General features: G+C 70.8%; 19 protein-coding genes. 13 read left to right on the top strand and 6 right to left on the bottom strand.

The genetic code is table 11. The features are described 5' to 3' along the window. Window positions 1-38: 38 nt before the first annotated feature. The 3 genes from QRX60_RS03225 to QRX60_RS03215 all read left to right on the top strand — a co-directional run bounded on the left by QRX60_RS03225 (window position 39) and on the right by QRX60_RS03215 (window position 3809). Window positions 39-803 carry a bestrophin-like domain gene (locus QRX60_RS03225; RefSeq protein ID WP_285999307.1) on the top strand — a complete coding sequence of 255 codons (765 nt, stop codon included), beginning with the start codon at window positions 39-41 and terminating at the stop codon, window positions 801-803. Further along, window positions 800-2074: a DUF6923 family protein gene (locus QRX60_RS03220; RefSeq protein WP_285999306.1), complete on the top strand. Its 1275-nt coding sequence runs from the start codon at window positions 800-802 to the stop codon at window positions 2072-2074. Before QRX60_RS03225 ends, QRX60_RS03220 begins: the two co-directional genes overlap by 4 nt. Before the next feature lie 172 nt (window positions 2075-2246). Continuing rightward, the gene (locus tag QRX60_RS03215; protein ID WP_285999305.1) at window positions 2247-3809 is read left to right on the top strand and encodes an esterase-like activity of phytase family protein; all 1563 of its coding nucleotides are present in this window, start codon (window positions 2247-2249) and stop codon (window positions 3807-3809) included. A 4-nt stretch (window positions 3810-3813) separates the two neighbouring features. Here QRX60_RS03215 and QRX60_RS03210 read toward each other — a convergent pair whose 3' ends face one another. Continuing rightward, window positions 3814-4830, bottom strand: coding sequence for an autoinducer 2 ABC transporter substrate-binding protein (locus QRX60_RS03210; RefSeq protein ID WP_285999304.1), 1017 nt, complete (start codon window positions 4828-4830; stop codon window positions 3814-3816). A 180-nt stretch (window positions 4831-5010) separates the two neighbouring features. On the opposite strand from QRX60_RS03210, the gene QRX60_RS03205 reads away from it, so the two are divergent. The 3 genes from QRX60_RS03205 (at window position 5011) to QRX60_RS03195 (ending at window position 6477) form a co-directional block, all read left to right on the top strand. Continuing rightward, window positions 5011-5367, top strand: coding sequence for a hypothetical protein (locus QRX60_RS03205; RefSeq protein ID WP_285999303.1), 357 nt, complete (start codon window positions 5011-5013; stop codon window positions 5365-5367). A gap of 50 nt (window positions 5368-5417) precedes the next feature. Continuing rightward, window positions 5418-5930, top strand: a complete 513-nt coding sequence (locus tag QRX60_RS03200) for a DUF305 domain-containing protein (protein WP_285999302.1) — start codon at window positions 5418-5420, stop codon at window positions 5928-5930. A gap of 91 nt (window positions 5931-6021) precedes the next feature. Next, entirely contained in the window at window positions 6022-6477 is a 456-nt protein-coding gene (locus tag QRX60_RS03195; RefSeq protein WP_285999301.1) for a DUF4396 domain-containing protein, read from the top strand. Between the two features lie 34 nt (window positions 6478-6511). On the opposite strand, the gene QRX60_RS03190 is transcribed toward QRX60_RS03195, so the two are convergent. From QRX60_RS03190 to QRX60_RS03180, 3 genes are all read right to left on the bottom strand, one after another. Then, entirely contained in the window at window positions 6512-7747 is a 1236-nt protein-coding gene (locus tag QRX60_RS03190; RefSeq protein ID WP_285999300.1) for a glycoside hydrolase family 88 protein, read from the bottom strand. 230 nt (window positions 7748-7977) lie between these two features. Further along, window positions 7978-9201 carry a hypothetical protein gene (locus QRX60_RS03185; protein ID WP_285999299.1) on the bottom strand — a complete coding sequence of 408 codons (1224 nt, stop codon included), beginning with the start codon at window positions 9199-9201 and terminating at the stop codon, window positions 7978-7980. A gap of 87 nt (window positions 9202-9288) precedes the next feature. Then, entirely contained in the window at window positions 9289-12222 is a 2934-nt protein-coding gene (locus QRX60_RS03180) for an AfsR/SARP family transcriptional regulator (RefSeq protein WP_285999298.1), read from the bottom strand. Between the two features lie 112 nt (window positions 12223-12334). Here QRX60_RS03180 and QRX60_RS03175 point away from each other — a divergent pair, with 112 nt between their 5' ends. From QRX60_RS03175 to QRX60_RS03160, 4 genes are all read left to right on the top strand, one after another. After that, the gene (locus QRX60_RS03175) at window positions 12335-12991 is read left to right on the top strand and encodes an SH3 domain-containing protein (RefSeq protein WP_285999297.1); all 657 of its coding nucleotides are present in this window, start codon (window positions 12335-12337) and stop codon (window positions 12989-12991) included. A 34-nt stretch (window positions 12992-13025) separates the two neighbouring features. Next, window positions 13026-14597 (top strand): alkaline phosphatase D family protein, encoded by a 1572-nt coding sequence (locus QRX60_RS03170; protein WP_285999296.1) that lies wholly within the window; start codon window positions 13026-13028, stop codon window positions 14595-14597. 23 nt (window positions 14598-14620) lie between these two features. Next, complete coding sequence (locus QRX60_RS03165; RefSeq protein ID WP_285999295.1) at window positions 14621-15247, top strand: TetR family transcriptional regulator; 627 nt, start codon at window positions 14621-14623, stop codon at window positions 15245-15247. A 312-nt stretch (window positions 15248-15559) separates the two neighbouring features. Next, on the top strand, window positions 15560-17041 hold the full coding sequence (locus QRX60_RS03160) for a glycoside hydrolase family 28 protein (RefSeq protein WP_285999294.1): 1482 nt from the start codon (window positions 15560-15562) through the stop codon (window positions 17039-17041). A gap of 175 nt (window positions 17042-17216) precedes the next feature. Here the strand turns inward: QRX60_RS03160 and QRX60_RS03155 are convergent, their stop codons facing one another. Next, complete coding sequence (locus tag QRX60_RS03155; RefSeq protein WP_285999293.1) at window positions 17217-18404, bottom strand: glycoside hydrolase family 88/105 protein; 1188 nt, start codon at window positions 18402-18404, stop codon at window positions 17217-17219. 398 nt (window positions 18405-18802) lie between these two features. On the opposite strand from QRX60_RS03155, the gene QRX60_RS03150 reads away from it, so the two are divergent. Then, window positions 18803-20575 (top strand): discoidin domain-containing protein, encoded by a 1773-nt coding sequence (locus QRX60_RS03150; protein WP_285999292.1) that lies wholly within the window; start codon window positions 18803-18805, stop codon window positions 20573-20575. Here QRX60_RS03150 and QRX60_RS03145 read toward each other — a convergent pair. After that, complete coding sequence (locus QRX60_RS03145) at window positions 20554-21792, bottom strand: MGH1-like glycoside hydrolase domain-containing protein (RefSeq protein ID WP_285999291.1); 1239 nt, start codon at window positions 21790-21792, stop codon at window positions 20554-20556. The genes QRX60_RS03150 and QRX60_RS03145 overlap by 22 nt on opposite strands. An 87-nt stretch (window positions 21793-21879) precedes the next feature. On the opposite strand from QRX60_RS03145, the gene QRX60_RS03140 reads away from it, so the two are divergent. Further along, entirely contained in the window at window positions 21880-23028 is a 1149-nt protein-coding gene (locus tag QRX60_RS03140) for an ROK family transcriptional regulator (protein ID WP_285999290.1), read from the top strand. Between the two features lie 302 nt (window positions 23029-23330). Beyond that, window positions 23331-25262 carry a S53 family peptidase gene (locus QRX60_RS03135; protein WP_285999289.1) on the top strand — a complete coding sequence of 644 codons (1932 nt, stop codon included), beginning with the start codon at window positions 23331-23333 and terminating at the stop codon, window positions 25260-25262. The last annotated feature ends 38 nt before the right edge of the window (window positions 25263-25300 follow it).

The following is a 25300-nucleotide window of genomic DNA, read 5'->3' as shown; positions in this document are numbered from 1 at the left end:
GATCCGGCGGTGAATCCGCCTGGTGGGAAAGGACGTGGATGAACATCTTCGTGGCCGGCGGTCTCTGGGTGGCCGGCGCGGCCCTCGTCGGGGGCGTGATCGCGTACCTGGTCCGCCGGTTCGGCTGGGACGAGGGACGGCCCGACAACAACGACGCGGCGGGCCAGGTGTTCACCATCGTCGGCGGCCTGCACGCGGTGCTGGTCGCGTTCGTGCTCATCTCGCTGTTCGACTCGGTCGGCGCCGCGAGCCAGGACGCGCAGACCGAGGCGGACAGCCTGGTCGCGGCGACCTGGGCGGCCGACGCGCTGCCCGCCGAGACGAAGGACCGCGTGCAGCAGCTCGCCGTCGCGTACGCGCAGACCGTCGAGCAGCAGGAATGGCCGCGGCTGAGCGACGGCGGCGAGATCCCCGTCACGGGCTGGACGCAGCTGGACCAGATGCGCCAGGCCGTCGCGGCCGCCGAAGTCGACGGCGACTGGCAGATCGACCGCAAGACCGAGGCGAGCAACCAGCTCTGGTCGGTCTACCAGGCCCGCACGCAGCGGCTGAACAACGCCGGTGGTGGCGGGGTCGGGGCGGTCGTCTGGTTCGCGCTGATCCTCGGCAGCCTGATCACCGCGATCCTGCTGCCCAACCTGTTCGGCGGCACGCGGCCGGCCGCGCACATCATCATCGTGTCCACCCTGGCCGGCACGATCACGTTGCTGCTGTTCGCGATCTACCAGCTGCAGAACCCCTTCAGCGGGGGCGCGAGGATCCCGGCGGAGGCCTTCACCGGCGCGCTGGAAAGGCTGGCTTGACCGGCGGGCGGGCCCGCTGGGCGGCGATGCTCGGCGTGGCCGCGGCGGTCTCGGCTCTGCTGGCGGCGACGGGCTGGCTCGCGCCCGGGCCGTCCCGCGGCCCGGCGGCCCAGGACCCGGCGTCCTGCACGATCCTGCAGGCGGAGAACGAACGCGACGGCGCACCGACGACGCTGCGGCTGCTGTCCCTGCCCGACGGCGCGACGAAACGCCTGACGCAGGCGGGGTACTGGATCAACGCGATGGGGTATTCGGCCGCGCAGGACGTGGTGTACGGCGTCGCCGACGGAACGCGCCGCGGCCGGTACGACCACGGTTCGCACGCGGTGCGGATCGACGCGTCGGGGTCGGTGACGGACCTCGGCGTGGTCGGCCGGGCGGGCGCGCGGCGTCCGGTGTGGAGCTTGGTCACGGGCGCGACGGCGGGTGCGATCGCCGGGAACCGCTGGTACGTGCGGCAGGACAGCGATCTGTACACAGTGGACGTCGACCCGGCTTCGGCGGACTACCTGCGCGTGGTGCACCGGACGGCGCTGCGGCCGGTGTCGCTCGCGGTGGGGGTGGACGACTTCGCGTACGACTCGTCGTCCGGCCTGCTGCTCGGGGTGTCGACGACTTCGCGCGGGGACAGTTCGGTGGTGAGCCTCGACCCGTCGACGGGGGAGGTCGCGGTGGTGCCCGGACTGCGGTTCCCGCGAGGGGGTGCGTACGGGTCGGTGGTGCTCGGTCCGGAAGCGATCTACGCGACGGCCAACCGGGACGGGCGCCGGAGTGTGACGTACCGGCTGCTCCGGGACGGTTCGGGTCCGGCGGTCGAGGTGTCGACCGGACCGGCGCTGGTGAGCGGGGACGCGGCCGGGTGTTTCGCCGAGGCCGCACCGCCGCCCATAACTGTCTCGGAGTCACCCGCTCCCACGCCTTCTTCGACGACTTCGCCGCCGCCTCCCTCGCCGACCGCGACGACACCCACGACACCGACCACGCCGGCGCCGGAGCCACCGCCGCCGTCGCGGCCGCCCCCGGTGGAGCAGCCGGCGGCGGTGGCTCCCGCACCCACCCCGCCCCCGGTGGTCACGCCGACGCCGAAGCCGAGGGCGGAGGAGCCCACGGCGCCCCCGTCGAAGCATCGCGTGCAGCCGACGGAGAAACCGCAACCGGTGGTCGAGGGCACGGCGGTGAAGACGAAGGAGAAACGCCGCTGGGGCCTGACGGCGCTGATCCTGGTGCTGGGCGGCGGGGCAGCGGTGGGCCACGTCCGCCGGCACCGCTGACGGTCGTGAGTGGGAACAGGGTCAGAACACTGTTCCTCACTCACGACCGGTCGCGGCAGACCCGCCGGCCGCACCGTTAACGCCACGGTCGCCTCGAAGCCAGCCGATGTCCACTTCGGCCACGAAGACTCCTCCTCCGGCGCGGTCCACGCGCCGGAGGAGGAGAAACGGGATGAAGCGGGTAACAATCGCCCTGGTCGCCGGGGTACTGGCACTGCCACTGGCCGCCGGTCCGGCCGTCGCGCACGAGCACGGGCCGCGGGCGAAGGACGACCACCTCCGCACCCGGGCCGGGCGGACCCTGACCGCGGACGTGCTCGGCAACGACCGCGCCACCGCGGTCGTCCGGCACACCGCCGCCGCGCACGGGAGCGTCGAGATCGGCCCCGGCGGCACCCTCCGCTACACCCCCGCCCCCGGTTTCACCGGCCGGGACTCCTTCACCTACACCGTTTCCGACGCCGTGCGGCTCTACCCGACGTCCCTCGAACCGCTCGCCACCATCGGCGGCGTCCAGGTCAAGGGCGGCGCGTACGGCTCGGCGCTCACCCCCGTGCCCGGTGAGAAGAACGAGTTCTACGGTCTCACCGACCGCGGCCCGAACGTCGACGCGCCCGGGGGCGGCAAGATCGAGCCGCTGCCCGCGTTCACCCCCGCCATCGGGAAGTTCCGGCTCCGCGACGGCAAGGCCGTGCTGGAGAAGAGCATCCCGTTGCGCGCCGGGGACGGCACGCCCTACAACGGCCAGGTCAGCCCGCTCGCCGACACCGGCGAGAAGATCGTCGACCTGACCGGGAACGTCCTGCCGAAGTCGGCGAACGGCTACGACTCCGAAGGCCTGGTCGCCCAGAAGGACGGCACCTTCTGGGTCTCCGACGAGTACGGCCCCTTCATCACCCACTTCGGCCGCGACGGCCGCGCGATCGAGCGCCTCTCGCCGTTCGACGGCTCGCTGCCGGCCGAGTTGAAGTACCGCGTGCCGAACAAGGGCATGGAAGGCCTCGCGGTGACCCCGGACGGCCGGACGCTCGTCGGCGTCATGCAGTCGGCGCTGCAGCAGCCGGACCTGACGAAGAAGCCGGGCAACGTCACCACGCTGCGGATCGTCACCGTCGACCTGCGCACCCGCGCCACCCACGAGTACCTCTACCTGCTCGACGACCCGGACACGACCGGCACCGCGGTCAGCGAGATCACCGCGCTCTCGGCGACGCGTTTCCTGGTGGACGAGCGTGACGGCAAGATGGAGCCGGGCGCCTTCAAGAAGCTCTACGAGATCGACCTGACCGGCGCCACCGACGTAGGCCCGCGGGCCGCGGGGTACGACGCCGCCAAGGGCGGCCTGCTCGTCGGCGGGAAGAGCATCGACGCCTACGTCGGCAAGGACACCACGGCCGAGGCGACGACGGACCTCGCCGCCGCCGGGATCGAGCCGGTGAGCAAGAAGCTGTACCTGGACCTGGGCGCGCTCGTGACCGGGCTCGACCCGAGCGGCGGCTTCTTCGGGCACGACAAGGTCGAGGGCGTCGCGACCACCGACGGCGGCCGCACGCTCGTGATCGGCAACGACAACGACTTCGGCATCGACGGCGTGACGAACGCGGCCCCGCCGTACGCGCTGCACCCGAAGACGCTGCCGGACGGCCGCCAGGACGACGGCGAGTACCTCGTGGTCGACACGACGAGGCTCCCGGCGGTGACGAGCACCGCGACGGTCACGATCGACGTGCGGTAGCCCGTCAGTACTTGAACTGGTCGACGTTGTCGGCGGTGATGAGCAGCGGATCGCCCAGCAGGACGGTCTTCGACGCGGCGTCGTACCGCACCGCCGGCAACTCCAGGCTCACCTTGTTGACGGCCTGGAGCGGCTTGCCGTCGGCGACCTGCTTGGCCGTCCACGCGGTCAGCCAGCCGAGCGACTCGACGTTCCACAGCACCGACTGCGAGCACGAACCGTCGAGCAGGAACGGCTTGATCGACTGCGGCGTCCCGACGCCGACGGTGAACACCTGGCCGATCTTCTGCTGCTCGCGCACCGCCTTCGCGACGCCGGGCGCGGACGTCGTGCACTCGCCGACCAGGCCGGTGAGGTCCGGGTGGCGGGCCATCAGCTCCTTGGCCAGGTTCGTCGCGTTGTCCTGGTCTTCGCCCGCGTACACGGTCTCGACGACCTGCGCCTTCGGGTAGTGCGAGGCCGTGTACGCCTTCTGGACCGAGATCCAGGTGTTGAGGTTCGCCGCGGCCGGGCCGCACGAGACGATCGCGTACTTGCCGGCGCCGCCGGTCCGCTTCATCAGCGCGTCGGTCAGGGCGGTGCCGATGCCCTCGGCGCTGGCCTGGTTGACGAACACCTCGCGCTGCGTGCCGGGCGCGTCGGTGTCCGAGGTGAGCACGTGGATGCCCTTCGCCCGCGCCTCGGCGATCTCCGGCGCGAGTGCCGCCGGGTCGTTCGGCGCGACGACGATGACGTCGACCTTCTTCGCGATCAGGTCGCGCATGATGGTGACCTGGTCGGCGGGGTCGACGGTCTTCGGGCCGATCGTGGACCACTGCACGCCCAGCTGCTTCGCCGCTTCGAGGCCACCGTTGTTCATCGCCTGGAAGTACGGGATGTCGGCGACCTTGGGCACGAACACGATCCGCGTCGGCCCCGGCGCGGGGGCGCTGCCCAGCTGTGCCGAGCACCCCCCGAGCGCGAGCGCCGCGCCCAGCAGCAGCGTCGCGACCAGCCGGGACGTCTTCGTCGGCCCTCGCATCCCCACCCATTCCTCAGGACTCTCGAACGGTCTGCGCATGGTGGAGACCAAGGGGGAAGGTAGGGCCCCGCGTAACTGTGGTCAACGGGATGTGCGCAAAGGGTTACGGAAGTGAGTTCTCCCTCGTGGGTTTCTGGCGGCGATTCGCCTGGTCCGCGGCGTCGGTTACGCTGGGCGACGATGACTCGCTGTTCCGTGCCCGCCCGCTGGCTGCTGCTGTGCGCGCTGGCGCTCGCCGTGGTGGCGATGCACCACGTGCCCGCGGACCACGGGCCGGTCGCTTCGGCTTCGATGGCGGCGGAACTCCACGCCGCGCCGCCGATGCCGGACCACCACGGCGGGCATTCCCCGCTCCACGACTGCCTCGCGGTGGTGACGGCGGCCGTGGTGCTCCTGCTCGCGGTGGTCCTGCTGGGCGGCCGGGCCGGCGGAGCCGTGGTCGTCCGGCAGGTGCCGGGCCGGCCTCGTGGTGCCCGCCCGCCGCCTCCGCGCAGCGGTCGTCTCCTGCTCGCCGCCCACTGCGTTCTGCGGATCTGATCGGCGCGGTTCCGCCGTGCCCCTCCGCAAGAACTCCAGTGAGGAAGAAAATGTCCAGGAAGTTCCTGGCGGGCTTCGTGCTGTCCGCCGTCACCGCGCTCGGGCTGACCGGGTGCGCCACCCCCGCCGACCACGACGACGCCGACGTCACCTTCGCCCAGCAGATGGTCCCGCACCACCGGCAGGCGGTCGAAATGGCGACGCCCGTGCCGCAGCACACGAAGAACCCGCAGGTCGTCGCCCTGGCGAGCGGGATCGCCCGGGCGCAGCAGCCGGAGATCGACCAGCTCACGGCGTGGCTGAAGCAGTGGGGTGCCCCGGCGATGACCGAGCACGGCTCGATGCCGGGCATGGTCGAGACCGGTGACCTCGACACCCTCCGCGACGCCGCTTACGACCGGAAGTGGCTGACGCTGATGGTCGACCACCACCGCGGGGCGATCGACATGGCGCGCACCGAGCTGGACCGGGGGAGCAACGCCGACGCCAAGGCGCTGGCCCAGCGGATCGCCGACACCCAGCAGGCCGAGGTGGACCGGATGACCGCGCTCCTCGCCGCCTGATCCCGGCGTGGTCCCCGGCACTCCCGCCGGGGGCCACGCTGTGGCGCGCGAGACAGCGACATACATACCCCTTGGGGGTATAGTCTCGGGCATGAACGAACAGCACGGAGCTTCGTGGGCGACAGCGATCCAGGCGACCCTGCACTGCCTGACCGGCTGTGCGATCGGTGAGGTGCTCGGCATGGTCCTCGGCACGGCGTTCGGCCTGCACAACGCGGCCACCGTCGTCCTGTCGATCGTCCTGGCGTTCGTCTTCGGCTACGGCCTGACCATGCGGGGCGTGCTGAAGTCGGGGCTGGCCCTGGCGGCGGCGTTCAAGGTCGCGCTGGCCGCGGACACCGTGTCGATCGCCGTCATGGAGCTGATCGACAACACGATCGTCGTCGCGATCCCCGGGGCGATGGACGCCGGCCTCGCCAGCTTCCTGTTCTGGCTGGCGCTGGTGCTTTCGCTGGCCATCGCCTTCGTGGTCACCGTGCCGGTGAACAAGTGGATGATCGGGCGCGGCCTGGGCCACGCGAAGGTGCACGCCCACCACCAGCACTGACGGTCGGGGGAGGTGGCGGCCTCCCCGGCCGGGATCAGACGCTGGACAGGTCGACGGCGCGGTCGACCTTGCGCCGGTCGAGCACCCGCAGGATGCCTTCCAGCAGGTAGTAGTCGGCGTAGGGGAGCGACACCTCGATGCCGTCCTCGGCCGGCCGGTTGCGGGTGCAGCGCGCGACGCTCGCCTCGGCCCGGGTGGACTTCGTCGTCAGGCACGTCTGCGAGACCGCCGACAGGATCCGCAGCGCGCTGTCCCGGTACTGCGGCCGGTGCGTGATTTCCGCGAGGTCCAGCAGGCCGCAGGCCATGATGACCCCGGCGGAGGCGTCCTTGACGTCGTTCGGTGCCTGCGGCGCGAGGTAGTCCCACACCGGCACGTGGTCGGCCGTCAGGTGCGACAGTGCGAAGTCGGCCAGCCGGCGGGCCGTGGTCAGGAACTCCTGGTCGCCGGTGCGGCGGTGGATGGTCGTGAACCCGTAGACGCCCCACGCCTGCCCGCGCGACCAGCACGACGCCGGGCTGTAACCCTGGACGGTGTTCGGCCCGATCGGCGCGCCGGTGACCGGGTCGAAGTCGAAGACGTGCGGCGTGGACCCGTCCGGGCGGACGAAGTTCTTCTGCGCGGTCTTCGCGTGCGCGACGGCGATTTCGAGGTACTGCGGATCCCCGGTCTGCCGGCCGGCGAAGGCCAGCAGGTCGAGGTTCATCATCGTGTCCATGATGACGCGGCCCGCGTCCTTCGGGTCGGTCAGCGCGCCCCAGGCGCGGAGGAACTTCCCGGCCGGGTTGTAGCGCTTGACGAGTGACGCCGCGGCCTGCACCGCGCCCGCCTTCCACTTGTCGTCGCCGGTGAGCCGCCACGCGGTCACCCACGACGGGTAGAAGAGGAAACCGAGGTCGTGTGTGCCGGTGTCGAACTGGCGCGGCGCGAGTTTGTCCGCGGACGCCAGCGCGAGGGTCTTGAATTGTTCGTCGCCGCTGTGCAGGTACGCCAGCCACAACTGGCCGGGCCAGAATCCGCCGACCCAGTCGCCATTCTGCGAATAGGTCCATTTCTCGAACTTCGTGCCGACCGGAAACGCGGTGACGCCGGGGGCCACCGCACGCAGCTTGGCCACCGCGTAATCGGCCGCCTGGCGGAGCGTCCGGGTGACCGATGCCTGGTCGGAGGCATCGAGGGAAGCCGCGGAAGCGGCCGTGGAGGTGCTGGCGCTCGCCGCCACCGCGGCACCGGCCGCGGTGGTCAGCAGGGTTCTCCGGGTAACGCTCACAGGTGCCCGCCATTCCGTGTGGGGAAATGTTCCAGGTGCCCGGAAGTTTTTCACAATCGCCCGGGCGTTGTACAGCGGGCGGGCAGCTGTTCATGAATGTGAATGATGGACCGGTGAGTGGAATATCCCGGAAAGGGCGAAGGCCCGGCGGGGGAAGCCGGGCCTTCGCTTTTCTCGCGGGGGTGAGGGCAGTCAACCACGCGATACTCGGGGCTCGCTCGAGCCGCGGTTCAGCACAGGGGCGCGACCGGTTCGTCGGAGCCGGTCTGCAGGTAGGTGTCCGACACGTAGTTGTTCGGGCCGATCCGGTCCCAGATGGTGCTGGTGCCGAAGGTGCCGGTGACGCTGTCGCCCTGGACGTAGCACTCGATGTTCACCCGCGCGTAGTTCGCCGCGAGGCCCTTGACGGCGGCCGAGGTGCTCGCGCTCGCCCGCACGTTCATCGGGTCGCCCGCGGTCTTCACCGTGCCGGTCGGGCCGGTGCCGGTCCACAGGTAGGTGACGTTCACGTTCCCGTTGTCGGACATCGCGAGGCCGTCGTAGAAGACGCCGTCGCCGAGGTCGATGCCGGCCGGGTTGCCGACCTTGTAGCCGAGGTCGTCCTTACCGCCGTTGTAGCCGTTGTGGTAGGCGGCGTAGGCCTCGGGCTGGCCCTGCGGGAGGTCCTTGTACTCGGCGCGCACCGACGCCGGGTTCCAGTAGTCGTCCTTGGTGTTCCACGGCCCGACGTCCCACACCGGCGCGTACTCGCAGCGGCTGTTGTCGGTCTTGCAGACGCGGACGCTGTAGGAGCCGGAGGCCTTCGGCGAAAGTCCCCGGCCGGACGGCAGCGCGACGAAGTGGTCGCGGCTGGTGATGACGTGGCCGTTCGCGGTGGTGCCGCCGACGAGACCTTCGCGGGTGGCGTAGATCTTGTAGGTCAGCGCGGCCGTGGCGGCCAGCGCGTTCACCTGCGGGACGCTGTCGGCGCTCAGCCCGAGGCTCTTGACGGCCGGGCGGACGCCGTCGGTGTCGCTGTGCAGGCTGATCCGCGCCTGCACGGCGCTGACGGCGGTCTTGAAGGCCGTGCCGGCCGGCGTCCACTCGGTCCAGTCGTCCGCCCCGGTGCGGCCGCGGACGTCGACCTCGACCGTCGTGCCCTTCGGGGTGTCGGCGGACAGTTCGGCGCTGACGCGGTTCGCCGGGCTGCCCAGCGCGTGCTCGGTGGTGACGAAGCTGCCTTCGCTGCCGGCGAACACCTGCGCGGTTCTGTGCCACGCGGCGTCGGCCAGGGTCAGCGTTCCGCCCGCGCCGGTGACGTTGACGTCGTCGTAGTCCACAGTGGACACATCGGCCTGCCAGGCGGCGCCGGTCCCGGCCGTGGCGGCCTGGGCGGGTGCTCCGGCCAGCGCCGTCACCGCTCCGGCGGCCAGAACCGCCGCGGTCACGCGGCCGGCTTTCTTGATCCGGATCATCCCCGGTTCTCCTCTCGCACTCGTTCACTCGAACGTGGCGAAAGACTGACCGGGCGGCGTACATGATCCGTACAAGCAGTTTGTCCGTCAGGCCGAAACGATGTGCGGCGGCTCCTCCACCGAGGTCACGGGCTCCGGCGGCCGGCTCGAAAGCTCCCGCCAGATCGCCAGCGCCCGCTCCGAATAGTCGCGAGACCGCTCCGGCTGCGCCAACGCCCGGTGCAGCTCACCGAGCAGCTGGGACACCTCGGCTTCCGACCGCCGGTCCCCGTTGCGGCGGTGCACCGCAAGCGAGTTCACCAGCAACAGCTGCGCGTGCGCGAAGTCCCCGCTGTGGAGACACAGCTCCCCGAGGTTCTGGTTCGCGTACCCGACGCAGTGGTCGTCACCGAGCTCGGTGAAGATCGCGATCGCCTGGTCGACGTGCTCGCGGGCCGCCGCCAGGTTGCCCTGGTGCTGGAACAGCAACCCCAGCCGCTTGTACGCGTGCGCCTCGCGGTGGCGGTCGCCGATCGCCGCCGACAGCTCCAGGGCGTCGGTGAACCAGCGCTTCGCCGCCGCGTAGCAACCGCGCGACATCCAGACCGCGCCCGCGCCCAGGCGGGCCACCGCTTCGCCGTTCGGGTCGCCTTCCTCCGCGAACAGCTTCAGCGCTTCGTGGCAGTGGTCGAGCGCCAGGCCGTCCTCGCCGTCGATGCGCGAGATCGTGGCCAGCCCGGTGAGCGCGATGGCCACGCCCTGCGCGTCGCCGACCCGCTCGAACAGCGCCTTCGACTCCGCGAACGCCACCCGCGATCCGGCGTACTCGTCCTGGTAGAGCAGGTACTGGCCGAGGTTGCGCTGCACGATCGCCTCCGCGCGCAGCGAACCCGTGCGGCGGGCCGCCTCGAGGGCGATCGTGTGCGTGCTGTGCCAGTCGTCCTGGTGGCCGCGCAGGTCGAAGTACGGCGTCAGCGCCGAGGCCAGCTGCCAGGCCAGGTCGTCGAAGCCGTGCTCGGCCGCCAAGGAAACCGCCGCGACGCTCGTGTGCCGCTCGGCGGCGAACCACGCGGCGGGATCGTCCGGCAGGACGTCGGCGGGCACGGCCGGGCGCGGCAGCTCGTCGTCGCGGTACATGCCGAAGAAGTGCAGCGGCATCCGGCGCGCGGCTTCCAACGCGAGGGCCAGGTACCCCTCGAGGACTCGCCGAAGCGCCGCACGCGTCTTCGCCGCGTCACTCTGCTCCGCCAGCTCCACCGCGTACACGCGCAAGAGATCGTGCAGCCGGTAGCGCGGTTGCCCGGCCGGGTCGGAGCCGACGAGCTCGACGAGGTGGCCGTCGACCAGCACGTCGAGGACGTCCTCGGCGTCGCGGCGGCCCAGCACGGCCGCGACCGCCCACGGCGGGAACTGCACCGGCCCGAGCAGCCCGAGCCCGCGGAACGCCGTGGCCGCCGACATCGGCAGCAGGTCGTAGGAGAGCGTCACGCTCGCGCGGACGGCGAGGTCGCCGACGCGCAGCTCGTCGAGCCGCCGGTGCTCGTCGCGCAGCCGGTCGGCCAGCAGCCGCAGCGTCCAGCCCGGCCGGTGCGTCAGCTTCGCGCCGGCCACCCGGATCGCCAGCGGCAGGTGCCCGCACTGGCGCAGGATCGCCGCGGCGCTCTCCGGCTCGGCGGCCACCCGCTCGGCACCGACGATGCCCTCCAGCAGCCGTGCGCCTTCGGCCTCGGGCAGCAGGTCGACGTCCACCGGTGTCGCCCCGGCGAGCCCGGGCAGCCGGATCCGGCTGGTCACCAGCACCGCGCAGGCTCCGGCGCCGGGCAGCAGCGGCCGCACCTGAGCGGCGCTCCCGGCGTCGTCGAGCACGATGCACATCCGCCGCCCGGCCAGCCGCGAGCGCAGCAGCGCCGAGCGTTCGGCCGGCTCCCGCGGCAGGCCGGCGTCCGGGATGCCCAGCGCGCGCAGCAGTTCCGCGAGCACACCCATCGGTGCCCGCGGCGACGACGACGTGCCGGCCAGGTCGACGTGCAGCTGGCCGTCGGGGAAGTCGTCGCGGACCGCGTGCGCCACCCGGACGGCGACCGCCGACTTCCCGACACCGGGGGCGCCGGAGAGCACGACCACCGCGGGCGTGCCCGAGGCCGCGCGCTCGCGCATCAGGCCGGCGACCTCGCGGAGCACGTCGTCGCGGCCGGTGAAGTCCGGCAGGTCGAGCGGCAGCTGGCAGACCGGGACGAAGTCCACCGGGCGCGCAGCGGGCACGTTTTCGAACACCAGCGTCGCGCGCAGCTCCCGCAGCCGGGCACCCGGCTCGGCGCCGAGCTCCTCGCGGAGCACCCGCTCGGCCGATTCGTACGCCTCGACGGCGTCCGTGGTCCGGCCGGCGGCGCGCAGCGCGACGATCAGCTGCGCCCACAGTTCTTCGCGCAGCGGGTGTTCGGTGACCAGGCCGCGCAGCTCGGCGACGGCTTCGCCGCAGCGGCCGAGGTCGATCCGCGCCCGCAGGCGCTGCTCCTGCACCGACAGGCGGAGCTCGGTGAGCCGGGCGACGGTCGCGCCCCAGCTGTGGTCGTGCGGGAGTCCTTCGAGGACTTCGCCGCGCCACAGCGCGTCGGCCCGGTCGAGCAGCTTGAGAGCGCTCTCGGCGTCGGCCCGGTCGAGCGCTTCCTGCGCTTCGCCGGCCAAGGCCGTGAAGGCGAGGTGGTCCAGTTCTTCCGGCGACGCGGTCAGCAGGTAGCCGGAGGCCCGGCTGCTGATCCGTTCGCCGAGGTCGGGGTCGAGCTCGGCGAACCGTCTTCGGAGCGAATGGACGTACGTGCGGATGTTCGCCGCGGCCGACCGCGGGGCCGCCTGCGGCCACAGCACCTCGACCAGCACGTCGGCGGACACGACGACGTTCGGTTGCAGCGCCAGGGCGGCCAGCAGCAGCCGGGGCTTCGGCCCGCCGAGCGGGATCACCCGCCCGGCGGCGGTGACCTCCAGCGGACCGAGGACGCGGATGGTAAGCGAGGTGGCCTCAACCTGCCCGATGAGTTCCCCCATAGCCGGATGCTATGGCCCGTTCGACCTCGGGGGATAGATCCATTCGGAGTGTCTGCGCAGGCCCGTGGGCGCTTTGTACGGCTCGTGTACGAGCCCGGGTCACGCTCCCGCCATGAAGCGTTCGAACCTCCGGCGGATGGCCGGAATGGGAGCCGTCCTCGCGACGGTCGGCGCGCTGGCGGTGGGTGGCGCGGCCACCGCGTCGGCCGCGGCGACCGGCACCGTCAAGACCGCGGGCGACCCGCTCAACGTCCGCCGGGCACCCACCGCGGGAGCCACGGCCGTCAAGACCGTCGCGAACGGCGCGTCCGTCACCATCGACTGCCAGATCACCGGCTCGTCGGTGACCGGGACCTACGGCACGGGCACGTTGTGGGACTACGTGCCCGCGCTCGGCGGGTACATCTCGGACACCTACGTCTACACCGGTTCGGACCAGCGGATCGCGCCCGACTGCGGCGTCGGCTCGGGCAGCGGCCAGTGCGCCGACGCGTGCGCGGGCGAGGCGCAGTACCGCTCGTCCGACTCGCACTTCCTGGTCTACGACACGGATGCCGACGGCTACTCGGCCGTCGTCGCGTACTGGCTCAAGGGCGGCGCCGGGCCGTTCTACGTCTGGAACTCCGGCGGCGAGGGCACGAAGGTCGACAAGGCCGTCACGGTCCCGCACGGCGGCTGGGTGTTCTACAAGGTCTGCGTCGCGAACTACACGACCGCCAAGCCCGACCTGAAGTCCTGCTCCGACGGCATCACCGACTTCGCGGCCTGACCGCGGCTCCCCTTCCCCGAAAGGCATTTCCGACATGGTTCAGGTCAACCGGCGCAAGGTCCTGCTCGGCGGGCTCGCCGCGGTCACCGCCACCGCGGCGTCGGCGGCGCTGCCGTCCTGGGCGAACGCCCGCACCACGGCCGCCGCGCCCACCATCCACGACCCCTTCCAGCTCGGCGTCGCCTCCGGCGATCCGCTTCCCGACAGCGTGGTGCTCTGGACGAGACTCGCGCCGGCGCCGCTGAACGCCGACGGCTACGGCGGCATGCCGGACGCCACCTACGCGGTCGACTGGGAGATCGCGAACGACGAGGCGTTCAGCTCGATCGTGCAGAGCGGCTCGGTGAACGCGGTCCGCGCGTCCGCGCACAGCGTCCACATCGAACCCGTGGGGCTGCAGCCGGCGCGCGAGTACTTCTACCGGTTCAAGAGCTCGGGCTACCTCTCGCCGGTCGGCCGCACGCGCACCGCGCCCGCCGCCGGGGCCGCGGTCAACCAGCTCAAGTACTGCTTCACCTCCTGCCAGCACTGGGAGGAGGGCTACTACCACGCGTACAAGGGCGTGGTGGCCGACGACCCGGACCTGGTGCTGTTCCTCGGCGACTACATCTACGAGAAGAAGTCGGGCCGCGCCGCGGCGGAGCGCAACCCGCGCAGCCTCGCCGTCGCCGACGACGCGACCACGCTCGCGCTGTACCGGGCGCGGCACGGCCAGCACAAGACCGACGCCGACCTGCAGGCCGCGCACGCGATCGCGCCGTGGATCGTCGTGTTCGACGACCACGAGGTGATGAACAACTGGAACGGCACCACCTCGCCCGCGTCCGCCGCGCGCAAGGCCGCCGGGTTCCAGGCGTTCTACGAGCACACCCCGATCCGCTCGACCGCGAAGCCGAACGGCGCCTCGATCCAGCTGTACCGCCAGTTCGTCTGGGGCAACCTCGCCCGGTTCCACATGCTCGACACCCGCCAGTTCCGCAACGCCCAGGTGGCCGACCCGTCCGGCTCGGCCGGCCCGGCCTGCACCGACATGCGCAACACCGCGCGCAGCATCCTGGGCAGCACCGAGGAAGCGTGGCTGCTCAAGCAGTTCGAGTCGCACCCGGCCACCTGGGACTTCCTCGGCCAGCAGGTCTTCTTCGCCACGCGGGACGGCGACGGCGACAAGGCCACCTGCGAGAGCCCGGACTCCTGGCAGGGCTACGAGGCCTCACGCGACCGGATCGCGAAGGGCTGGGTCGACCGGAAGGTCGCCAACCCGGTCGTGCTGACCGGCGACGTCCACCGGCACTGGGCCGCCGACCTGCGGCTCGACTACTTCGACCACAGCGACCCGCTCATCGGCTCGGAGCTGGTCACGACGTCGGTGACGAGCAACAGCGACACCGCGACCCCGCCGAGTGCGGCCTGGCTGGCGAACAACCCGCACATCAAGTACTGCAAGGGCGAGCGCGGCTACGTCCGCGTCACGACCACGCCGGCGCAGATGCGGGCGGACTTCATGACCACCTCCGACACCAGCGTCTACGACCCGGCGTCGGTCGTGATCAAGAACGACGTCAGCTACGTAGTGCAAGCGGGTAAGCCTGGCCTGCAGAAAGTCTGAGGCGTAGCGCTACGCTGCGTGACATGACCGAAGAACTGGGCCTGCGGGAGCGCAAGAAGCTCCGCACGCGGGCGGCGATCTCGACGGCGGCCATCGGGCTCTTCACCGCCCGCGGGTTCGACGCCGTCGGGGTCGCCGAGGTGGCGAGGGTGGCCGAGGTGTCCAAGCGGACCCTCTTCGCCTACTTCCCGACGAAGGAGGACCTGGTGCTGCACCGGTTCGCCGACCACGAGACCGGCGCGGCGGACGTCGTCCGCGGCCGCCGGCCGGGGCAGGGCGCGCTGGCGGCCCTGCGCGAGGCGTTCCTGCGGGGGCTCGAGGAGCGATCGCCGGTGACGGGCCTGTGCGACGAGCCCGACGTGCTCACGGTGTTCCGGTTGGTCACCGGCACGCCGGCGCTGGGGGCGCGGCTGGCGGAGTTCACCTCCGCGGGGGAGGCGGCGCTGGCCGCCGCGCTCGCGGAGGCCGGCGTCCCGTCGCCCGACGCCGGGCTGGCCGCCGCGCAGATCGCGGCCGTCCGCCGGACGCTGGCCACGGCGAACATGGACGCGGTCGCGGCCGGTGTCCCCGCGGCCCGGCGCCGGCCGGTGGCCGTCGCGGCGGCCGAACGGGCGTTCCACTTGCTGACGTCCGGAGTAGGGTTCGCCTGAGCCGCCCGGGTCATGACGAATTCATGGTCCGGACCATGACGGACGCACGGTTTCCCCGGGCTCTCCGAAGGTAGACTGCGAAAATCCTGAAAGGACACCGGAGCCGGCCCCGGTGCCCTTGCTGTTTCCGGCCACACCGAACACCGGGGGACCCGCGTCCGACTGGGGGTGGCGCGGGTCCCCCCAGGGCCCGGACGGAATGGGTTTTCCGCGCTTTTCCGGCGATCTTGACACCCCGCTCTCGGCACTCGTAGGCTGAGTGCTCCGCCGTCATGCCGAGCTTTCTCGAATCCATGACAAGGCGGTTCCAAGGTGAAAAGGTTCTTGCTGATCTCCGGCGCGGTCGCGGCATTGGTGGTGGCCGGTGCGGGGGTGTCCGCCGCCGCACCCGGCGGCGTTTACGACGTCAAGGACTACGGCGCCAAGGGGAACGGGTCCACCAACGATTCCGGCGCCATCGACAAGGCGATCACGGCGGCCAACGCGGCGGGCGGCGGCACCGTCCGGTTCACTTCGGGCACCTACAAATCGGCCGACACCGTCCACCTGAAGAGCAACGTGACGATCCAGCTCGACGCGGGGGCGACGATCACCGGGTCGAGTGCGGACAGTTACGACAAGGCCGAGCCGAACCAGTGGGACGACTACCAGGACTACGGCCACAGCCACTTCCACGACGCGATGTTCTTCGGCGACAAGCTGACGAACATCGGGTTCACCGGCGCCGGCACGATCGACGGCGGCGGCAACCTCATCACCGGCAACCCGAAGTCCGGCGAAGCCGACAAGATCCTCTCGCTCACCCGCTGTGACGGGCTCACGCTGTCCGGGATCAAGCTGCGCCGCGGCGGTCATTTCGCGGCGCTGATCAACGGCTGCACGAACGTCGTCTCGGACAAGCTGACGATCGACACCGCGAGCGACCGCGACGGCTGGAACATCATCAGCACGACGAACGTCAAGATCACGAATGTCGCCATCGCGGCCAACGACGACGCACTCGTGTTCAAGAGCGACTACGCGCTCGGTGCGAAACTGCCGAACGGGAACGTCACGGTGAACAACGCGAAACTGTCGGCGGTCTGCTGCAACGCGCTGATGTTCGGTTCCGAGACGTGCGGTGACTTCACCGGCTACCAGTTCTCGGACATCACGATCACCGGTGCGCACAAATCCGGTATCGGGATCGTTTCGATGGACGGCGCGAAGATCTCGGACGTGCATTACCGCAACATCACGATGTCGGGCACGTACTCGCCGATCATGATGAAGATCGGCACGCGCAAGCGGTGCGGCAACCAGCCGGGTGTCGGCTCGATCGGCGGCATCACGTTCGACACCGTCACCGGGGCGCACACGGGCACCAACTTCAGCCCGACGATCTGGGGTGCCGACAGCACCCACCGCGTCTCGGACGTGACGTTCACCGGCGTGAAGCTGAACGTCCCGGGCGGCAACGGCCCGATGGGCACGGGTGTCCCGAGCAACGACGCCTCGGATTACAACCCGAAGAGCATCGGGACGCGGCCGTCCTACGGCTGGTACCTGCACTACGCGTCCGGCGTCCGGTTCGTCGACAGCTCGGTGGAGTTCGCCAAGGACGACGGCCGGCCGGCGAGCATCGTCAACAACAGCTCGGACATCACGTTCGACCACTTCACGGCGGAGAAGGGCGCGAAGAGCCCGTTCGACGTCGGGTTCCAGACGGTGACGGGCTACTGCGTCAAGAACTCGGCGACCACGTCGGGCTCGGCCCTGCGGGTGACCGCGTCAGGCTCCACCTCGACCTGCTGACGTAACCCGTAGCCGACGTGATCGAAGCCGGAACTCGCGTGATCGGAGCCGTACCTCGCGAGTTCCGGCTTCAAGCACGCGAGTTCCGTGCTCGATCACGCGAGTCCCGGCCTCCGTCACACACGAAGGGGCCCCGGCCGGTGAGCCGGGGCCCCTTCTGCGGCGCGCCTCGAGGTCAGTGCCGGTACTGCTCGTTCATGATGAGGAACGCGCCCAGGCCGTGGAAGTCGTTCGTCTTGCGGGCCCGGCCGTAGTAGTACGGCAGATCCCCGACGTTCGTGCCCTCGCAGATGTCCGTGATGTTCGTCAGGCCGTCCGAGCCCACCGACACCTTGCGAAGCACGCCGGCGTACCCGCGGTCCGCCACCGCCTGGTACGACGCCGGCAGGTAACCGCGTTCGACGCCCCGGGCCAGGGTGAACGTGTACATCGACGACGCCGACGTCTCCAGCCAGTTCTTCGCCTCGCCGCCGCGGTCGACGACCTGGTACCAGCGGCCGGTCGCCGCGTCCTGGTAGCGCTCATAGCCGGCGGCCAGGAACCGGACCATGTCGATCAGGGCCGCCCGCCGCGGGTGGTTCGCGGGGAGCACCTCGAGGATGTCGATCGCCGCCATGCCGAACCAGCCGATCGCGCGCGCCCAGTGGTACTTCGAGTGGTGCCCGGCCCCGGACGCCCACGACTCGGAGCCGTCCTCGTCGTAGGCGTGGTAGAGCAGGCCCTTCGCCGGTTCGCGCAGGTGGCTGAAGGAGACGGCGAGGTTCTTCGCCGACTCCTCGAAGCAGTAGCCGCCGTCGTCGAACGCCGCGCCGTACAGCGCGAGGAACGGCTGGGCCATGTAGACGCCGTCGCCCCACAGCTGGCCGACCTTGCCGGTCGCGTGGAACATGCCGCCGTCGGACGTGCGCGGGTAGGCCGGGAACCGCTTGCGCAGCTGGTCGGCCGCCGTCTTGTACTTCTTGCGGCCGGTCTCGGCGAACAGCAGCGGCAGCATCTGGCACGAGCGCATCGAGTCGAGGTTGGTGAAGCTGTTCGAGATGCCGCTGTCGGTGATGAAGCGGTCGTACCACGCGACGATGTAGTCGAAGTACTTCTTCTCCCCGGTGCGCTTGTAGAAGAGGTACTGGCCGTAGAGGTACAGCCCGAGGGTGTAGCCCCAGCCGCCGATCTTGTCCGGGGTGTAGCGCTTCATCGTCGAGTCGATGACGGCGCGGGACCAGTCCGCCGGCGCCGCCGCGCCGCCGATCGGGGGGAGCCGGTCCGCCGCCCGCGCGACGGGACCCGCCGCGGCGAGGGCGCCCAGCGCGCCCAGGGTGCCGGCCAGGACCGCGCGCCGGGTCGGGCGAAGGGAGTGCTCGGACATTCGACGTCCTTTCGTGCACGGGCCCCTGGTGGAGCGGGCAGTTCCGGGGCGGGGCACCGTCTTCGAGACGGTGCCCCGCCCCGGAATGGGTGGCCGGGATGCCGATCCGCCGTCCGTCGGCATCCCGACCAGCTCTGGGGGGCGCGGCGTGCTGCCCGTTCGCCGGAGCGGTGGGAGGGAGCGAAAGCGCTCTCTGGGGAGAACATCTACTCGCCCTCGGGAGGTCGAGTCAAGAGAGATCGGATCTCTTGTGTCATATATCAGATATTTAACCCGGTTGGCGGTAGTCGTGATGTACCGGCCGTCGGGACGCGGCGAAAAGGTCGGATCTCAGTCTTGACCGTGCCCGGACGCCAGGAGTACACCACCGAGTGGACCAGACCACTTGGAGGTCGCTCATGTCAGGCACATTTCTGCGCCGGGTGTTCGCCGCGTGCGCTTCGATGCTGGTGGTGGCCGGGCTCGTCGCCGCCCCGGCGTCGGCCGACCTGCAGAAGCCGTCCCAGCAGTGGCTGCGCGACAGCCAGGCGGGCCTGTTCCTGCACTGGGGCATGCGCACCTCGCCCGGCTACACCAGTTGCGGCGCCTGGGAAAAGGCGATCACCGACGGCGGGTGGAGTCCCGCCTACTGGGTCACCGAGGCCAAGAAGCTGCACGCGTCGTACCTCGTGCTCGCGTCGTTCCACAGCCGGCTGGGCTACTCGCGCGCCTGGCCGTCGAAGATCCCCGGCAGCTGTACCACCAGGCGGGACTTCCTCGGCGAGCTGATCGCCGCGGCGAAACCCCGGGGGCTCAAGGTCGTCCTCTACATGACCAACGACGCCCAGTGGCACGACGAAGGCGGCCACGAGTGGCTCGACTCCGCCGGCTACTCGAAGTACAAGGGCAAGAATGTGAACCTCGACAGCCAGGACGGCTTCGGCCAGTTCAGCTACGACAACTTCTTCGAGGTCATGAAGAACTACCCGGACCTCGGCGGGTTCTGGATCGACAACGACAACGCCTACTGGGAGTCGCACGACCTGTACGCCCAGATCTACCGGCAGCGACCGGACTACCTGCTGAGCAACAACAACGAAGACACGCCGATCATGGACACGATCAGCAACGAGCAGAAGACCGGCATGTCGCCGTCCTACGACTACCCGCAGGCGACCTACACGGCGATGCCGCGGCTGACGGAGGCGTGCTTCAAGCTGCCCGACACGGGTTCGTGGTGGTACGGCGGCTCGAACTCGGCGGTGAACAAGGCGCTGAACATCGGACGTCTGGTGACGAACTCGGGCTCGTCGATCAAGTCGCTGATGGCCGAGACGGCGATGGTGAACGGCAGGTTCCCGTCGAACCAGGAGGCGTTCAACACCTTCGCCGACACCTACCTGAGCCCGATCTGGGAGTCCCTCGGCGGCACCGAGGGCGCCGGGTACATGTACGGCGGCATGCAACCGGGCTTCTGGAACGACGGCGCGCACGGCGTCATCACGATCAAGGGGGACACGCAGTACGTGCACGTCCTGACCAAGCCGTCGGGGAGCACGCTGAAGGTCCGTGACAACGGCTACCGCGTCCGTGGCGTCTCGAACCTCCGCACCGGCGCGGCGATTTCGTTCAGCCAGGGCGGCGGCAGCCTGACGCTGACCGGGCTGTCCGGGTGGGACACCTACGACACGGTGTTCAAGGTCGAGACGGCCGGCCGCACCGGCACGTACGACCCGAAGTCGGTGACGCTCAAGGCGAGCGCGTCCGCCGGCGGCCACAGTGGACAGGCGGCGAGCGACGGCGACTACCTGACGTACTTCGACAACAACAAGACCTTGCCGGTCACCCTGGACTACGACCTAGGGTCGGCGAAGAAGGTCCAGTACCTCGGCGTCAACCAGCGGGAGGACTCGGTCAGCTACGCCCGGTCGGACACGGAACAGTCCGCGCGGATCAAGGCGTACCAGGTGTTCGTGTCGAGCGACGGCAAGAACTGGGGCAGCGCGGTGAAGTCCGGCACGCTCCCGAGCCATCGCGGGGTCCAGTTCGTCGACCTGTCCGCGGTGACGGCGAGGTACGTCCGCCTCCAGGTGACGAGTACGTACGCGGCGTCGAGCGACAGCACGCGCTACAAGCGGCTCCGGATCGACGAGACCTGGCTGGGCTCGGACTACGCGACGGCGGCGGGCTGAGCCAGGAGGTCCAGGGTCAGCGCCGCGGTCCAGCCGAACGAGCGGGCCCCGTGCCCGGCGCCGGTCAGCGGGTCGACGTACTCGGCGAAGTCCGTCCGGGCGGCCGTTTCGACGAGGTCGTCCCGCAGGCGTGACGCCAGGGCGTGCTCGCCGTGGCGCAGCAGCCCCTGCCGGACCAGCCAGCCGACGTTGGACCACGACGGGCCGCGCCAGTAGCGGCCCGGGTCGAACTCCGGCGCGGTCAGGTCGTGGCTCGGGACGCCGTGCACGCGCCCGAGCCGGAACCGCGGGCCGGTGGCCGTCGCCAGCAGGGCCGGGGCGACGGCCAGGTCCGGCAGCAGCAGCGGCAGCAGGCCGGCGCAGGTGTACTCGCGCGTCCGGACGCCGGTCCGGACGTCTCGGGCGAAGAAGAAGCCGTTGTCCCACAACGTTTCCTGCATCGCCTTCTCGACGCGCGCCGCGGCTTCGCGGTGCGCGGCGGCCGCCGCGGGCAGGCCGAGCTCCTCGGCGATTGCGGCCAGCGCCAGCTCGGCGTCGGCGAACAGCGCGTTGAACCCCGGGTCCTCCACCACGAAGGCGCCCGGGTCCTGGTAACCGCTGTCCCGGTAGTCCGCGGCGAGCCGGACGTACCGGCCGTAGTCCTCGTCGCTCGGGCGGTCGGCCGCGGCGCCGTGCTGCAGGTCGCGGCGGACGAACCCGGCCGACGGCGTGACGCGCGAGAGCGGCCCGTCCCAGGCCGGGCTGTTGTCCATCCCGGACTCCCACGGGTGCACGATCGCCGCGAGCCCGCGCCCGCCGGCGTCCCGGTGGGTCCGCAGGTATTCGTGCCAGGCCCGCAGCTTCGGGTACAGCGTGGCGAGGAACGTGCGGTCGGGGTCGGTCTCGTGCACCGCCAGCACCGCCCGCGCGTGCACCGGCGGCTGGACCAGCCCCGACGTCCGCCGCGCGCGCCAGAAGTCCGGGCCGGGGAAGTACGCCTCGGGCGGGGTGTCGGGGTTGAAGAGGATGTGCGGGATCCGGCCGTCGCGCCACTGCGCGGAGAACAGCGTCAGCAGCTCGCGCCGGGCCCGCGAGGGCGAAAGGTGACGCAGGCCGAGCGCGATGAACGCCGAGTCCCAGCTCCACTGGTGCGGGTAGAGCGAGCGCGAGGGCACGGTCGACGAGCCGAGCCAGTTGGCGTCCAGGACCGCCGCCGCACGCCCCCATGTTACGTCCATGTGTCCAATCTATCTCCCACTTATGTCTTGTCAATGGACAAAAGTGGAGACTGGGATGATGCGGACCACACCGGAGAGGGGGTGCGGATGACGACGCCGACGAGCGCCGGTGAGCTGTTGTGGCTGGTCAGGACCGGGCAGGCGACCACGAGAAAAGCCCTGCGCGCCCGCAGCGGGCTGTCCCGCACCACGCTCACCGCGCGGCTGGACCGGCTCCAGGCGGCCGGTCTGCTGGTCGAGGGCGGCCAGGAGGACTCCACCGGTGGCCGCCCGGCCCACCGGCTGCGGTTCGACGACCAGCACGCCGTCGTCCTCGCCGCGAGCGTCGACACGATGCACGCCGAGGCCGCGCTCACCGACCTGGCCGGACGGCGGCTGGACCACCGCGCGGGCGCGCTGCGCGTCGCCGACGGCCCGGAGCCGGTGCTCGGCCGGATCGCGGAGTGGTTCGAGACGATGCTGGCCGAGGTGGGCCGCCCGGTGTGCGGCGTGGGCATTTCCGTGCCGGGCCCCGTCGAACCCGGCCGCGGCCGGGTCACGCAGCCGCCGATCATGCCCGGCTGGGACGGCTACCCGATCGACGCCTTCCTCGGCGCGCGCTTCGGCGCGCCGGTGCTGGTCGACAACGACGCGAACCTGATGGCACTGGGCGAGTACCGCGCCCGCTACCCGGACACGGCCGCGCTGGTCGTGGTCAAGGCGTCCACCGGGATCGGCGCCGGGCTGGTCATCGGTGGCGAGGTGTACCGCGGCGTCGACGGCGGGGCGGGCGACATCGGGCACGTCCGGCTGCCCGGGCACCCGGACGCGCGCTGCCTGTGCGGTTCGCTCGGCTGCCTGGCGGCGGTCGCCGGCGGGGGCGCGCTGGCCGCGCGCCTGACCGAGCTGGGCCTGCCGACGACGTCGGGCTCGGGCGTCCGCGAGCGGATCCTGGCCGGCGAACCGGCCGCGGTGCGGCTCGCCGAGGCCGCCGGGCGGCAGGTGGGGGAGGTGCTGGCGACGCTGGTCTGCGTGGTCAACCCGGGCGTGCTGGTGATCGCCGGCGACCTCGCCGAGCCGCACTTCGTGGCCGGCGTCCGCGAGGTGCTCTACCAGCGTGCGCTGCCGCGCTCGACGCAGAACCTGCGCGTCGAAATCGGCGGCCGGGGTGAAGCGCTCGGCGGGGCGGTGGCGATGGTCGTCGAGGCCGAGTTCGCGCCGGCCGCGGTGGACCGGCGGCTCGAAGCGCGGCCCTGACGGCCGAACTGCCGTCACCCGTGGACTGTCCGGAGTGGACGGAGCGACCGACTTTCGTAGGTGGTGGGCGCCCGGCCCGCGTGTTCCGCAATACGGGCACGAACCGGACGTACCTCACATCGAGGCCTATTCCTCGCGTTTTCCGTGCGACAAATCGGATTTCCGTACCACGGGCACGACCACGTGAATTCGCGACCAGATAACGGTTCCGCAAGTACTTCCCCGCGAGCGGAACACCGATCTAGTCTCGTCCGGTGTTCCAGGCCCATTTCCTGGGGGCCGCTTTCGAGAGGGAGATTTCTGTGCGAAGAAGCTCCACCCTGCTCCTTTCGCTCGCGGTGGTCGGCGGCCTGACCGCGGCCGTGCCGGCGACGGCGTCGGCGCAGGGGCGTTCCGACATTCCGCAGTCGCACCCGTTGTGGGCGAACGCGCAGGCGAAGGTCGCCGACACGGCGCCCGCGTCCAAGCTGAGCTTCCGGGTCTACCTGAACCAGCGCGACAACGCCGGTGCCGAGGCGCTGGCGCAGGCCGTGTCCGATCCGGACAGCAAGACCTACCGCCAGTACCTCAGCCCCGACCAGGTGCGCGACCGGTTCGCCGCGAGCGACGCGACGGTGAACGCCGTCAAGGCGTGGCTGACCGGCAGCGGGTTCAGCATCGGCGACATCCCGTCGAACCGCGCCTACGTCGAGGCCACCGGCACCGCCGACCAGACGCAGAAGGCGTTCGACGTCAAGCTGGGCAAGTACAGCGTCAAGGGCCAGACCCTCCGCGCCGCCGACAAGAACCTGTCGGTGCCCGCGAACCTGGCGAGCGACGTGCTCGGTGTCGTCGGCGTGGACCAGGCGACCAACCTGTTCAAGCCGGACCACGCCACCGGCTCCGGGACGCCGGCCGACGTCCCGCCCGGGCCCGGTTTCCGCAACGCGAGGCCGTGCAGCGCGTACTACGGCGAGAAGGTCGACACCACCGACCCCGCCTACAACGGCAAGCACCTGCCGTACGCCCCGTGCGGCTACACCCCCGCGCAGCTGCGGTCGGCCTACGGTGTCGACAAGGTCGGTGCGGACGGCAAGGGCACCACGATCGCCATCGTGGACGCGTTCGCCTCGCCGACCATCTACGCCGACGCGAGCACCTACGCGAAGAAGAACGACCCGCAGCACCCGCTGAAGCAGAGCCAGTTCAAGCAGCACGTCTTCCCGGCGAACCCGGTCCTCGAGCCGCCGGACCAGTGTGACGCGGCGGGCTGGTACGGCGAGGAGACCCTCGACGTCGAGGCCGCCCACGGTCTCGCGCCGGGTGCGGACATCCTGTACGTCGGCGGGGAGTCCTGCGAGGACAACGCCCTCGACGTGGCGCTGAACTACGTGATCGCCGGCCACAAGGCCGACATCGTGTCGAACTCCTACGGCGACACCGGCGAAGACATCCCGGCCGACGAGGTCAAGGTGTTCAACCAGATCTCGCTGCAGGCGGTGCTCGAGGGCATCGGCGTCTACTTCTCCTCGGGTGACAACGGCGACGAGGTCGCGCGCCTCGGCACGCCGTCGCCGGACTTCTCCGCCTCGGCGCCGTGGATCACCGCGGTCGGCGGCACGTCCGTCGCGATCGGCAAGGACGGCAAGCGGATCTTCGAGACCGGCTGGGAGACCAGCAAGTCGACGCTGACCAACGGCGTCTACGGTCCCGCCAACTACACCAGCGGTTCCGGTGGCGGCACCAGCCGCCTGTTCGAGCAGCCCTTCTACCAGAAGGGTGTCGTGCCGGACGCGCTGTCGACGAAGAACCAGGTAGGCCACAAGAAGGGCCGGGTCGTCCCGGACATCTCCGCGGTCGGTGACCCGAACACCGGCTTCCTGGTCGGCCAGACGCAGACCTTCCCGGACGGCGCCTACTACGACCAGTACCGGATCGGCGGCACGAGCCTCGCGTCGCCGGTGTTCGCCGGCATCATGGCGGTGGCCGACAGCTTCGACCACTTCCACCACGGCTTCATCAACCCCGTGATCTACAAGCTGACCTCCCGCACCTCGGCGATCAGCGATGTGAAGCACGTGGACGCCGCGGTGGAGCGCGTCGACTACGCGAACTCGGTCGACGCTTCGGACGGCCTGCTCACCTCGGTGCGCACGCTCGACTACCAGGGTCTGACCATCCACACGACCCCGGGTTACGACGACGTGACGGGTCTCGGCACGCCCAACGGGCTGCTGTTCCTGTTGCTCGTCTAGTTTTCGAGGTCCGTGAAGGCCCCCTTACCGGCGCAAGA

The organism is Amycolatopsis mongoliensis, assembly GCF_030285665.1.
GTDB lineage: Bacteria > Actinomycetota > Actinomycetes > Mycobacteriales > Pseudonocardiaceae > Amycolatopsis > Amycolatopsis mongoliensis.
This window is presented reverse-complemented; position numbering and strand designations above follow the sequence as displayed.